Origin of the sequence: Trichococcus flocculiformis, from assembly GCF_900113645.1 — a bacterium.
In the GTDB taxonomy this organism is placed as follows: Bacteria; Bacillota; Bacilli; order Lactobacillales; family Aerococcaceae; genus Trichococcus; species Trichococcus flocculiformis.
The window spans coordinates 22,386-34,294 of record NZ_FOQC01000026.1; the positions used below are offsets into that span (position 1 = coordinate 22,386).

An 11,909-nucleotide genomic window follows, 5' to 3' on the forward strand; every position below is an offset into this window, starting at 1 on the left:
ATCAATAAACAGTAGATTTCATTCAAGCAACTGGAAGCGAAAGCTTAGATGACTTGCCTGAAAACCAAGCGTAACCAGTATTGAAAAGTTCGTAGATCATTAAGATTGAACAATCAATGAAGCGAGGATGAGACTACTGATTTAGGAGGAAGTGTTCCGAAAGTTGGAGCACTTCCTTTTTTTGCGTTGTAGTAGGGACAGGAGTGGGTTGCTTTCGATAAGTATAAAAATTTATATATATGAAGGAATAAATTATTTGATACATAATGCTTGCATCTGCATAATCTTTCAGTTATCCTTTAAAACGTAATCGTTACGATTTGGCGAGTGAGAATCATTATCCGATTTTGGATAGTCCATAAAGAGAAGACGGAGGAAGAGCAAAATGAAACAAAAAAAGAGCATGAAGTGGGCTTTGTCGCTAGTAGGGGCAACTGCACTATTGGCTGGTTGCGGAGCAGCCGGGAGCACAACAGAAAATACGGAGTCGGACAAGCTGCAGGTTGTCACGACCTTTTATCCGATGTACGATTTTACGAAACAGGTTGCGCAGGACGATGCCGAGGTGAGCATGCTTTTGGAAGCCGGAATGGAGGTGCATTCCTTTGAACCTTCGAGCCAGATGATCGCCGAAATCCAAGATGCCGATGTTTTCATCTACAACAGTCCCGAGATGGAGACATGGGTGCCGGATGTGCTGGCGTCCATCGATACTTCGGATATGGTGGTCATTTGTGCGAGCGACGCAATCACGCTGTTGGAGTATGAAGGCGAGGCTCACGCGCACGATCATGAGTCTGAGGAGGAAGGGGCGAATGCTGGTCATTCGCATACTGTCGATCCGCATGTTTGGTTGGACCCTGTGCTTGCGCAGACAGAGGTATCAACGATTGCGGAAGGATTAGCTGAAGCGGATCCAGACAATGCTGAGGATTATCTGGAAAATGCCGGAATTTATAACGGGAAACTGAATGAATTGGATGAAGCCTACCGAGCTGCATTTGAAGGAACAGAAAACCGTACTTTCGTGACGCAGCATGCGGCTTTCGCTTATTTGGCGGCCCGCTATGATCTTAATCAGATTTCCGTAACGGGTCTGAATGCCGAGGTTGAACCGAGCGCGGCAGCTTTGGCCACACTTTCCGATTACGTGAAAGCCAACAATATTTCGCATATTTATTTTGAGAACAATGCTTCTTCACAGACGGCGGAGACGCTTGCGGAAGAGGTCGGCGTCGAACTGGCGGTATTGAGTCCTCTCGAAGGGATCACCGAAGAGGACCAGAAAAAGGGTTCGGATTATATTTCGGTCATGCTGGATAATCTTGAGGCATTGAAGAAAAGTATCAACTGATCCAGAAGTGTTATTGCTCCTCCTTGGGACCTTTGCGTGCTATGATTTGGTTGAGAAAAGACTGCAGAAAAAAATTGCAGTGAAAGTCGGAAAACAGTCGAACAACATGCACTTGTTTCAGTCAATTGGAAGCTATTGTTGGACAAGGAGGGAACGTTATGCTTTTTAACGATCGCAAAGAGGCCGGCATGCTGCTGGCGGAAGCTTTGGAGAAGTACCGCGGAGAAGATATCATCGTATTTGCTCTGCCTCGAGGGGGCCTACTATGTCCGCTTCGATCAGCTTGACGACAATGAGGTCGTCGCCTTACTCCGAAGTATGCATGTGAAGGAGGAGAAGGCAGATGAGTGATCCAGAAACGGCAGTCAGGATAACCGGTGCGGGCGTCACCTTGATGGGTGATTTGGTCCTGCACAGAGACCCGAAAGGCCTTGTCATTTTTGCCCACGGTAGCGGCAGCAGCCGACACAGTGTGCGCAACAAATACGTGGCCAGCGTACTGCGGGCACATGGCTTGTCCACTTTGTTGTTGGATTTGTTGACGGAAGCAGAAAGCGAGTGGACCGACAAGCGTTTTGATATCGATCTGTTGGCTCAGCGGTTGACGCTTGCCGAGAATTGGGCCAAGCAGCAGGATGAAACGAAACAGTTGCCGATCGGGTATTTCGGATCCAGTACGGGAGCGGCAGCTGCTCTGCAATCGGCAGCTGCGTTAGGCGATGAAATCAAGGCCGTTGTTTCGCGAGGCGGACGTCCGGATTTGGCGAAAGCATATTTGGCCAAAGTCACAGCCCCGACGTTGTTGTTGGTGGGTGGCTATGATGACGGCGTAATCGAGCTGAATGAGCAGGCCTACGCATTACTGAACTGCGAAAAAGAAATGACCCTTATTCCGGGAGCCACCCACCTGTTCGAAGAAGCCGGGACACTGGAACAGGTTGCCGAGTTGGCTGCACAATGGTTCGTGAAGCAGTTTCCGGGAAAATAAGGCCGACCGAATTGATTCGGGCCGGATAACAAAAATAAGCAGGATACCTTTCATATGAAGGTCGTCCTGCTTATTTTTGTGGGTAGTTCAGCATGCGCGTTCACCCAACACGGCCGATCATTCGGCTTCGGGATTATAGGTCCAGCCATGGTCGTTGTGGTAGATCATGAGCTTGGACATCCCGCCATCGACAGTGAAATTCTGTCCGGTGATGAAGCCGGCTGCGTCGCTGCAGAGGAAACGGATCATCTGTACGATATCATCCGGCACACCGACACGGCCGACGGGATGCTGCAGGAGATCCGCAGCTTCATAGTCCGGTTGATAGTTTTCCTCTTTATGGAAGGAACCCGTGTCGATCCAACCCGGGCTGATGGAATTGACCCGGGCTTTCCCGGCCAATGAGATGCTGAGGGCGTGCGTCAACGCGAGGATGCCGCCTTTAGCCGCCGAGTAACTTTCGGTGTCCTTTTGCGACATGAAACCGCGGCTTGATGCGATGTTCACGACCGAGGCGCCAGCTGTGAACACCGGCAAAAACAAGCTCGTCAACAGGTACGGAGCTGTGACGCCTAAAGTCAGCACATAATTGAAATCCTGATAGGAACACGCCGAAAGGATGCCCTTTTTACTGATACAGGCATTGTTCACCAGATAATCGAGTTTGCCGAAGCGTTGTTTGACGGCTTCCGCAAAAGCATGCAGGACAGCTTCCTCGGTAATGTCTCCGTGATGAAAATACACGTCGTTCCTTTCGAAACGTGAAACGATCTTCTGCCCAGCTTGCTTATCTGTATCCACAAATGCGACAGCGGCACCAGCGGTCAAAAAAGCTTCCACTGTAGCCCGACCGATGCCGTTTGCTCCGCCTGTAACCACAACTACACGATCTTGAAAATCCATCTGCCATTCCTCCTGACTATTTGATGCTGTGATTCTATTGAGTCCGTGCTACAGCGAAAGCTTCAGCGATACCGGACAATGATCGCTCCCAAAGATATTTTCATGGATTTCCGCATCGACTAAGGCATCTTTTAACGCTTCCGATACAAGGAAGTAGTCGATCCGCCAACCAGCATTGTTTTTGCGGGCGTTGAAGCGGTAGCTCCACCAAGAGTACCTGCCTTCCGCATCCGGATGAAAGTAGCGGAAAGTGTCGATGAACCCGTTAGCCATCATTTCGCTGAACTTGGCACGTTCCTCGTCCGAAAAGCCCGCGTTCTTGCGGTTCGTTTTCCAATTCTTCAGATCGATGTTTGCGTGGGCAACGTTCAGATCGCCGCAGACGATGACTGGTTTTTCGGTTTCCAGCCCTTTCAGATAAGCCAGAAACGCAGATTCCCAATGCATCCGGTAGTCCAATCGCTTCAGTTGCTCCTGGGAATTGGGCGTATACACAGTGACCAGAAAGAAATCAGTATACTCCAAAGTGATGACGCGTCCTTCCGTATCATGTTCGGTAACGCCAATGCCTAATCGGACAGAAAGCGGGATGTGTTTCGTGTATATCGCGGTTCCGGAATAGCCCTTGCGATCGGCATAATTCCAGTAGGATTCATATCCGGGAAATGTTAAATCAATTTGTCCTTCCTGCAGTTTCGTTTCCTGAAGACAAAAAAAATCGGCGTCGAAGTCTAAAAAAATATCCGCAAAATTCTTGTTTACGACAGCTCGCAAGCCGTTGACGTTCCATGAGACAAATTTAAGATCCATTTTTTCCACCCGCCTTAACGCAATGCAAGCGTGTAATAAAGGAACAGGATGAAAATGACCAGATTGATGGCGGCCAGTGTCCACTTCATTTTTGGTTCCGGGATGTTCAGCGCAAAAATCGTTCCGACTATCGGCAAAAAAAGCGCCAATCCTAATGATGTAGTGGATACCGAATCAGGATCTTTGGTAGTAAAAAGGTAAAGCGGATATAGGATGGATAAGAGTGTGAAAGTAATGCCGTTTCTGATTTGTTTCGGTTGCATAGAGCAGCCCCCTTTATCTATTATGTATCCTATTTTACCATACCTGCACATTCTAATTGCAAAGTATAGGGTCGAAAGCAGCGTTCAAAGAAGCAAATGGATTCCCGCTATCTAACAATGCTATTTCAAATTGATTAAATTGTAAATTTTTTCATAAACTTGTGTTAGAATAGCATGAATAGGCGCATGATTGATTTTTATTAAAATTAGGTTAATTAAGGATTAAAAGGGTATAATTAATTGCTGCCGCTTACTAATTTGATACAAATCGGTATCAAGTGATGTTAAAATGGACTACATAAATAAATTTAGTGGGTGAAATGAATGTTGGGAAAGGAAATAAAACAACAGTTTCCTGAAATAATCGTTAAAGAGAATGAAAATTTGTCACACTATACATATACAAAAACAGGCGGCCCAGCAGACGTGCTTGTCTTTCCGAAGTCCAAAGATGAGGTTGCAGCTATTGTCGCTTGGGTGAACGAGAAACAAGTGCCTTTGACGGTATTGGGCAACTCCAGTAATGTCATCATCAAGGATGGTGGTGTCCGCGGTATCGTTATGATCCTGACGGAAATGGACCACATGGAAGTGAAACGCCATCGGTTAACCGTCCAGAGCGGGGCACGCTTGATCGACGCTTCGCGGATGGCTTTAGCTGAGCGGTTGAGCGGATTGGAATTTGCATGCGGTATTCCTGGCAGCGTCGGCGGAGCGGTCTATATGAATGCTGGAGCATACGACGGTGAAGTCGAAGAAGTTATCGAATCCGTTGTGGTGATCACCCGCGAAGGCAAAATAAAAACCTACTCGAAGGATGAACTTGAGTTTTCCTATCGCCATAGTAAACTTCAGGAAACGAACGAAATCGTTCTCGAAGTTGTGTTCGAGCTGGAAAAAGGCAAGCATGAAGCGATTAAAGCCCGAATGGATGAATTGACTGCCTTGCGCGAGTCGAAGCAGCCGTTGGAATATCCCTCATGTGGGAGTGTCTTCAAAAGGCCAACTGGATATTTCACGGGTAAATTGATCCAAGAAGCGGGTCTTCAGGGCTTGACGTGGGGCGGAGCGCAGGTTTCGATGAAGCATGCAGGTTTCATCGTGAACATCAATCAAGCTACAGCAACCGACTACATTGAACTGATAGCGCATATAAAAAAAGTCATAATGGAGCATTATGGCGTGCCATTGGAAACGGAAGTCCGGATCATCGGAGAAGATAAAGTGGGAAGCGTATAGGTGAAAAGAAGGCTGGGTGTGAACATTCAGCTCTTTTTTGGATAGTACTAAATTATTTTTTTGAATATACTAATGAAGGAGGATAGCCATGCGAAGACCACTGATATCTTTTCAGAACTTTAGTTTTACTTATTCAGATCAAAACGAACCGACTTTGGAAGAACTGAATGTCACTATCTACGAAGGGGAAAAAATACTTGTGCTCGGCCCTAGCGGATCGGGGAAAACGACCTTTGCCCGCTGCCTTACAGGCGTATTGCCGAGTGAAGAGAACGGCGATGTGAGTGGAAATATCCTCTTTCACCATCAAGTTGACCAAACAGTAGCCCCTTTTGAAGATTTTCTTCCGAATGAAATGAAGCTGATAAAGAATAGCTTGATTCCCCACGCAGATCAGATGGGAAAATTTGGAGTGAAACAACAAATTCCATTCCGTTCCGCCGAAGATTTGAAAAAACTGGAGAATTGGCACGAATTTTTGCAGAAACGGCCTTATCTGAAGCGCAGTTTCATGAAATTGTCGGAACAGCAATTGGTTGACATCACAATGGCGGGTATCTCCTTGGATGGCAAACCATTGATTTTATTTGATGAGCCATTAGCGAATCTGGACCCGAGTTCCGGGGATTTGGCTATGAAATTCATTGAAGATCTGCATCGCGTCAGCGATACGACTGTCCTCATCATCGAACATAGGCTTGAAGATGTCTTGGCACAACCGATCGACCGTATCCTGTTGTTTTCCGGTGGACGGATCATCGCTGACGCAACGCCGGAAGAGATACTCCGCACCGAAATTTTGAGCGATATCGGCATCAGGGAGCCGCTGTACATCACGGCGATGCGCTATGCCGGAGTCGATCTGGACAATGTCAGGGAGCTGGCGAATGTAAAGAAAGTGAACGGACCGCAATTAAAGGAACAAATGGAGAGTTGGCTGAATTATTTGCCGCAATTCCGTTATGCCGACTATGATGAAGTGCTTTTGGAACTGGATGGCTTATCGTTCAAATATCCTTGGAATGACGAAGATATCGTCGATGGAGCCTTCCTCCGTATTTACAAAGGGGAAATGCTCAGCCTTGTCGGTGCAAACGGCGCCGGAAAATCGACGCTTTCCCGTTTGATGACCGGAGAAGAAAAACCGCAAAGTGGCCGGATCTATTGGAAAGGCCATGAAATCAGCGACATTGATGCGGATGAGGCTGAAAAATACGTAGGGTACGTCCCGCAGAATCCGAAAGACAGTTTGTCACAGGAAACCGTGTATGCAGAAATTGCCTTAAAACTGAGACAGCGCAACATGGATGAGAAAGAGATCGAAAAGAAAGTTGATGAAGTTGCGAAAGTCTGCGGACTGCAATACATCAAAGACTTACCGTTATCTATGCTGAGTTTCGGCCAACTGAAACGGGTTTCGATTGCAGCCGTATTGGCGCTTGACCCTGAACTGATCATCCTGGACGAACCGGCCGCTGGACAAGATTTCAGTCACTATAAAGACATCATGAATTTCCTTCAACAGATTCACCAGAACGGCGTAACCGTCGTCATTGTAACGCATGATATGCATCTGATGCTCGAATACACCCGCAGAGCGGTCGTCATGGCTAAAGGGAAAATTGTGGCTGATACGAGTTCCGCTTTTGTCCTCATCAATCCAAGGCTGATTCAAGTAGCCTCACTGAAAGAGACCACATTGTTCACCTTCGCGAATCAAATCGGTATGACAGATCCTTACTCCTTTACGGAAAAATTCGTCTACTACGATCGGGCTGCGCGTCTGTTCTAGTAAAATCCATATAAGTCCCAAACGTCAGAATGATCGTTTCTGGCGTTTTTTGTTCAGGTTTCATTGTAAATGAGCCTACTTCTTATATAATGATAGTGTTATATGTTAACATGAAAGTACTGAATGCCGCTGGAAAGTGCGCAGAGACACTGGAAGGCTGCCGTTTCAAGCTTCCCTAAATTAAATGACAAAGGCGTGAGAAAATGACTGATAAACCAATCATCACTTTGGAGAATGTAAAAAAAGTATATGATGATGACACTGTGTTGCACGATATTAACATTGAACTTGAAAAAGGCAAATTCTATACTTTATTGGGCCCCTCCGGCTGTGGAAAAACAACAATCCTGCGTTTGATAGCCGGATTCGCGGATGCTACCGAAGGCGTCATAAAAATAAATGGCGAAACCGTAAATGACATTCCAGCGAACCGACGTAAAGTCAATACCGTTTTCCAGGACTATGCCTTGTTTCCCCACATGAATGTTTTCGATAACATTGCATTCGGATTGACGATCAAGAAAATGCCTAAGGACCAAATCATACAAAAAGTGAAAGAAGCCTTGAAAATGGTCCAACTTGAAGGCTATGAAAATCGTGAAATCAGTGAAATGTCGGGTGGCCAACAACAGCGGGTTGCAATCGCCAGAGCTATAGTCAACGAACCGGATGTGTTGCTCCTGGATGAACCCTTGTCGGCGTTGGACTTGAAGCTGCGCACGGACATGCAGTACGAACTGAGGGAATTGCAGCAACGTCTTGGCATCACTTTCATTTTTGTCACGCATGATCAGGAAGAAGCGTTGGCCATGAGCGATTGGATTTTTGTAATGAATAAGGGCGCAATTGTCCAGAGCGGAACGCCTGTTGACATTTACGACGAGCCGATCGACCGATTCGTGGCAGATTTCATCGGTGAAAGCAATATCGTTCCGGGTACGATGGTTGAGGATTATAAAGTCCGCTTCGTGGGCAAAGAGTTCGAATGTTCCGACGCCGGCATCACGCCGGGCGAAAAAATCGAAATTGTCATACGTCCGGAAGATCTGGAACTGACGACTGTCGAAAATGGTAAACTGGTCGTGAATATTGATACACAATTGTTCCGCGGCGTCCACTACGAGATTATCGGTTATGACAAGGATGGAAACGAGTGGATGATCCATTCCACCAAGAGCGCAGAAATCGGCAAAGATGTCGGGCTTCATTTCGGGCCACAAGACATCCACGTCATGCGTCTGGGCGAATCCGAAGAAGAGTTCGATGCCCGTCTCGAAAGCTATGAAGAGTAGGGGGGAAGAGACATGACGAAAAATTCTAGAGCGTTCTATTCTGTTCCTTACGTACTTTGGTTGGGGCTGTTTGTTATTTCACCGATGTTGTTGATCCTGTACCAGTCCTTTTTCGATATCACCGGGGCTTTCACTTTTTCCAACTACGCAAATTATTTCAGTTCGGGAAATTATCTGCGGATGACCTTGAATTCGTTCCTTTATGCGTTCATCATCACACTCGTTACGTTCCTGGTCAGTTATCCGACCGCGTTGTTCCTGAGTCGGACGAAGCACAAGCAACTTTGGCTGTCCCTGATCATTCTGCCGACCTGGATCAATCTGCTGCTGAAGGCCTATGCCTTCATCGGTTTGTTCAGTCAGAGCGGGACGGTCAATCAATTCCTTGGCTTCATGGGGATAAGTCCGCAACAGATCCTGTTCACAGACTTCAGTTTCATTTTTGTGGCGGCTTATATCGAGCTGCCGTTCATGATCCTGCCGATCTTCAATTCGATCGAAGAGCTGAAGCCGTCACTTATCGTAGCCAGCGAAGACTTAGGTGCGACAAGGATGCAGACTTTGACGCGCGTCATCTTTCCGTTGACGCTGAGCGGTGTGCGCAGCGGCTTTCAGGCCGTCTTCATTCCATCGCTGTCGTTGTTCATGCTGACGCGGCTGATCGGGGGAAACCGGGTAATTACGCTGGGAACCGCTGTGGAACAGCATTTCCTGGTTACCCAGAACTGGGGGATGGGCTCCACAATCGGCGTCATCCTGATCATCAGCATGATCGCCATCATGTCCCTGACGAGCGACAAAAAGAAGAAGGGCAGGGGATCTAAATGAAGGGAACAGCCAACACGAAGTGGAACAATGCCTTTCTTGGACTCGTTTTTACGATTCTGTATCTGCCGATCTTTTATCTGATTTTTTATTCGTTCAATGCCGGCGGGACCATGAACGATTTCACGGGCTTCACCTGGGAACATTACCAGGCTGTATTTGAGGATACGCGTTTGATCGGCATCGTTTTGAATACCTTTTTAGTGGCCTTGCTGTCGGCCCTTATCGCGACTGCAATCGGTACGATGGGTGCAATCTTCATATACTACACGAAAAAGCGTAATATAAAGAATACGCTCTTGAGTCTGAACAACGTGCTGATGGTTTCTCCGGACGTCATCATCGGTGCCAGCCTACTGATCTTGTTCACGATGCTCGGCTTTTCGTTGGGATTTTCTTCTGTACTGCTCTCGCATATCGCGTTTTCGATCCCGATCGTCGTGCTGATGGTACTGCCGAAACTTTATGAGATGAATGATTCGATGATCAGCGCGGCTCAGGATCTGGGTGCCAGCAGCGGTCAGGTTTTCAGCAGAATCCTGATTCCTAGTATCACTCCGGGGATCCTGAGTGGCTTCTTTATGGCCTTTACCTATTCCTTGGATGATTTTGCGGTGACTTTTTTCGTGACGGGGAATGGCTTCACCACTTTAGCTGTGGAAATCTATTCGCGGGCGCGCCGTGGAGTCAGCTTGGAAATCAATGCCCTCAGTGCGCTGATGTTCCTGTTTACGCTGCTTTTGGTCCTTGGCTACTATTTCATTCAACAGTACGGGCACAATAAGCATGCGCAGCAAATGAAGGCGATCGGAAAAAGCGCCGATTCGGAACGGATGGTGAAAAGAGGATGAAAAAATTAATGGGAATGGCGGCTGTTATCTTGTTTGCTTGTGCGGCAATCGCTTTCGGGATAAACGCTTTGAACAGAGCGCAAGGCTTTTCGGACGGGAATACGCTGACGATCTACAACTGGGGTGATTATATCGAACCGGAACTGATCACGAAATTCGAGGAGGAGACAGGTTATAAAGTTTCTTATGAAACGTTCGATTCGAACGAGGCGATGTACACAAAAGTAAAACAAGGTGGAACGGCCTACGATCTGAGTATCCCTTCAGAGTACATGATCGACAAGATGGCTGAAGAAGACCTTCTGATTGCGCTGGACCACGCGAAGATCGAAGGTCTGGAAAACATTGACCCGCGTTTCCTGGATTTGCCGTTCGATGAAGGCAATAAGTACTCCATCCCTTATTTCTGGGGAACCTTGGGCATCATCTATAATGACAAAATGGTGACGGAAGAAATCACTTCCTGGTCGGATCTTTGGGATCCGGGCTATGCTAACAGTCTGCTTTTGATCGATGGAGCGCGAGAAGTGATGGGGCTGGGCCTCCAAAGTGAAGGCTACTCATTGAACGAGACAGACCCGATCATTTTGGGAGAAATCGCTGAGAAACTAAAAGGTATCACCCCGAATGTCAAAGCGATCGTTGCTGATGAAATAAAAATGTATATGATCCAGGAGGAAGCGGCCATCGCCGTGACTTTCTCTGGTGAGGCCAGCGAGATGCTTTGGGAAAATGAAAATCTTCATTACGTAATCCCTGAGGAAGGCTCCAATCTCTGGTTCGACAACATCGTCATCCCCAAGACCGCCAAAAATATCGAAGGGGCGTACGCTTTCATCAATTTCATGCTGGAACCTGAAAATGCGGCCATCAACGCGGAATATGTCGGCTACGCCACACCGAACCAAAATGCCATCGAGCTGATGGATCCCGAAATTACCAGCGACGAGCAATTCTACCCGTCCGACGAAATCATGGATAAACTCGAAGTCTATGAAAACCTAGGAGCCAAAACCCTTGGGACGTATAATGACCTGTTCTTGGAAATTAAAATGTACAGAAAATAATGCCAAAAATTGATAAATGTGGCTTAATTGCAATATCAAATGCATAAAAAATTTTAAAAACCTTTATAGACAGCGAATTACTCAATAATCCAGTATTACCAATGCTTTGAAGCCATTGACGGCAGGGAGTGTTTCATCCCTTACCATTTTTCAGGTGAGTTGTTGGTGGTTCTGACCCAAGAGAATAGGTTAGCTGAGTCAAGAGAAGGAGCGAAGCGGCTCTTGACTCAGCTAAGCTATTCTCTTATCCTATAAAACCAACAAAACACCTTAAGCTGCTTGTAAATCGGCCAGTTCTTCCTGAAGGCGTTCTGCAGGTGTTGTATAGCCCATTATTTTTCTTGGTCTGTGGTTGATCGTATCGGTTACTTCCAGTAAATACGAATAGGACAATGGACGCAGAGTGACTCCCTTTGGGATAAATTCTCGGAGCATGCGGTTATGCCTTTCGTTCGTTCCTTTCTCCCAAGAAGCATACGCATGAGTAAAGAAAACCTGAACGTCTTCAGCGATGCTTTCGATAAG

The 11,909-nt window shown here is 46.9% G+C and carries 13 protein-coding genes; 9 read left to right on the forward strand and 4 right to left on the reverse strand.

The window, feature by feature from the left end:
* Positions 1-385: 385 nt before the first annotated feature.
* From BMZ71_RS09480 to BMZ71_RS09485, 3 genes are all read left to right on the forward strand, one after another.
* Positions 386-1,354, forward strand: coding sequence for a metal ABC transporter substrate-binding protein (locus BMZ71_RS09480; protein ID WP_198143271.1), 969 nt, complete (start codon positions 386-388; stop codon positions 1,352-1,354).
* Positions 1,355-1,512: 158 nt separating this feature from the next.
* Positions 1,513-1,641 (forward strand): hypothetical protein, encoded by a 129-nt coding sequence (locus BMZ71_RS15445; protein WP_256957879.1) that lies wholly within the window; start codon positions 1,513-1,515, stop codon positions 1,639-1,641.
* Between the two features lie 56 nt (positions 1,642-1,697).
* On the forward strand, positions 1,698-2,342 hold the full coding sequence (locus BMZ71_RS09485) for a dienelactone hydrolase family protein (protein ID WP_086989777.1): 645 nt from the start codon (positions 1,698-1,700) through the stop codon (positions 2,340-2,342).
* Positions 2,343-2,459: 117 nt separating this feature from the next.
* On the opposite strand, the gene BMZ71_RS09490 is transcribed toward BMZ71_RS09485, so the two are convergent.
* From BMZ71_RS09490 to BMZ71_RS09500, 3 genes are read right to left on the reverse strand one after another with little or no spacing between them, the layout of a single operon-like run.
* A complete protein-coding gene (locus BMZ71_RS09490; RefSeq protein ID WP_086989775.1) occupies positions 2,460-3,245 on the reverse strand; it encodes an SDR family oxidoreductase in 786 nt (261 codons plus the stop codon).
* A gap of 48 nt (positions 3,246-3,293) precedes the next feature.
* On the reverse strand, positions 3,294-4,055 hold the full coding sequence (locus BMZ71_RS09495) for an exodeoxyribonuclease III (RefSeq protein ID WP_086989774.1): 762 nt from the start codon (positions 4,053-4,055) through the stop codon (positions 3,294-3,296).
* Between the two features lie 14 nt (positions 4,056-4,069).
* A complete protein-coding gene (locus BMZ71_RS09500; protein ID WP_086989771.1) occupies positions 4,070-4,318 on the reverse strand; it encodes a hypothetical protein in 249 nt (82 codons plus the stop codon).
* Positions 4,319-4,642: 324 nt separating this feature from the next.
* Between BMZ71_RS09500 and murB the strand changes: the two genes are divergently transcribed.
* The 6 genes from murB (at position 4,643) to BMZ71_RS09530 (ending at position 11,384) form a co-directional block, all read left to right on the forward strand.
* Positions 4,643-5,557, forward strand: coding sequence for a UDP-N-acetylmuramate dehydrogenase (gene murB / locus BMZ71_RS09505; RefSeq protein WP_086989770.1), 915 nt, complete (start codon positions 4,643-4,645; stop codon positions 5,555-5,557).
* 88 nt (positions 5,558-5,645) lie between these two features.
* Positions 5,646-7,349, forward strand: coding sequence for an ABC transporter ATP-binding protein (locus BMZ71_RS09510; protein ID WP_086989768.1), 1,704 nt, complete (start codon positions 5,646-5,648; stop codon positions 7,347-7,349).
* Positions 7,350-7,552: 203 nt separating this feature from the next.
* On the forward strand, positions 7,553-8,641 hold the full coding sequence (locus tag BMZ71_RS09515; RefSeq protein WP_086989767.1) for an ABC transporter ATP-binding protein: 1,089 nt from the start codon (positions 7,553-7,555) through the stop codon (positions 8,639-8,641).
* A 12-nt stretch (positions 8,642-8,653) separates the two neighbouring features.
* Positions 8,654-9,469: an ABC transporter permease gene (locus BMZ71_RS09520; protein WP_086989765.1), complete on the forward strand. Its 816-nt coding sequence runs from the start codon at positions 8,654-8,656 to the stop codon at positions 9,467-9,469.
* Positions 9,466-10,317 (forward strand): ABC transporter permease, encoded by an 852-nt coding sequence (locus BMZ71_RS09525; protein WP_068558521.1) that lies wholly within the window; start codon positions 9,466-9,468, stop codon positions 10,315-10,317. The genes BMZ71_RS09520 and BMZ71_RS09525 overlap by 4 nt, the downstream gene beginning before the upstream one ends.
* Positions 10,314-11,384 (forward strand): ABC transporter substrate-binding protein, encoded by a 1,071-nt coding sequence (locus tag BMZ71_RS09530; protein WP_086989763.1) that lies wholly within the window; start codon positions 10,314-10,316, stop codon positions 11,382-11,384. Before BMZ71_RS09525 ends, BMZ71_RS09530 begins: the two co-directional genes overlap by 4 nt.
* Before the next feature lie 270 nt (positions 11,385-11,654).
* On the opposite strand, the gene BMZ71_RS09535 is transcribed toward BMZ71_RS09530, so the two are convergent.
* On the reverse strand, positions 11,655-11,909 hold a 255-nt coding region (locus tag BMZ71_RS09535), incomplete at its 5' end, for an IS30 family transposase (RefSeq protein WP_143071417.1).

Coding starts and splice junctions, on each gene's coding strand:
- BMZ71_RS09510 (WP_086989768.1), top strand. CDS start 5,646: ATGCGAAGACCACTGATATCTTTTCAGAACTTTAGTTTTACTTATTCA.
- BMZ71_RS09520 (WP_086989765.1), top strand. CDS start 8,654: ATGACGAAAAATTCTAGAGCGTTCTATTCTGTTCCTTACGTACTTTGG.
- BMZ71_RS09485 (WP_086989777.1), top strand. CDS start 1,698: ATGAGTGATCCAGAAACGGCAGTCAGGATAACCGGTGCGGGCGTCACC.
- BMZ71_RS09530 (WP_086989763.1), top strand. CDS start 10,314: ATGAAAAAATTAATGGGAATGGCGGCTGTTATCTTGTTTGCTTGTGCG.
- BMZ71_RS09495 (WP_086989774.1), bottom strand. CDS start 4,055: ATGGATCTTAAATTTGTCTCATGGAACGTCAACGGCTTGCGAGCTGTC.
- BMZ71_RS09490 (WP_086989775.1), bottom strand. CDS start 3,245: ATGGATTTTCAAGATCGTGTAGTTGTGGTTACAGGCGGAGCAAACGGC.
- murB (WP_086989770.1), top strand. CDS start 4,643: ATGTTGGGAAAGGAAATAAAACAACAGTTTCCTGAAATAATCGTTAAA.
- BMZ71_RS09500 (WP_086989771.1), bottom strand. CDS start 4,318: ATGCAACCGAAACAAATCAGAAACGGCATTACTTTCACACTCTTATCC.
- BMZ71_RS09480 (WP_198143271.1), top strand. CDS start 386: ATGAAACAAAAAAAGAGCATGAAGTGGGCTTTGTCGCTAGTAGGGGCA.
- BMZ71_RS09525 (WP_068558521.1), top strand. CDS start 9,466: ATGAAGGGAACAGCCAACACGAAGTGGAACAATGCCTTTCTTGGACTC.
- BMZ71_RS15445 (WP_256957879.1), top strand. CDS start 1,513: ATGCTTTTTAACGATCGCAAAGAGGCCGGCATGCTGCTGGCGGAAGCT.
- BMZ71_RS09515 (WP_086989767.1), top strand. CDS start 7,553: ATGACTGATAAACCAATCATCACTTTGGAGAATGTAAAAAAAGTATAT.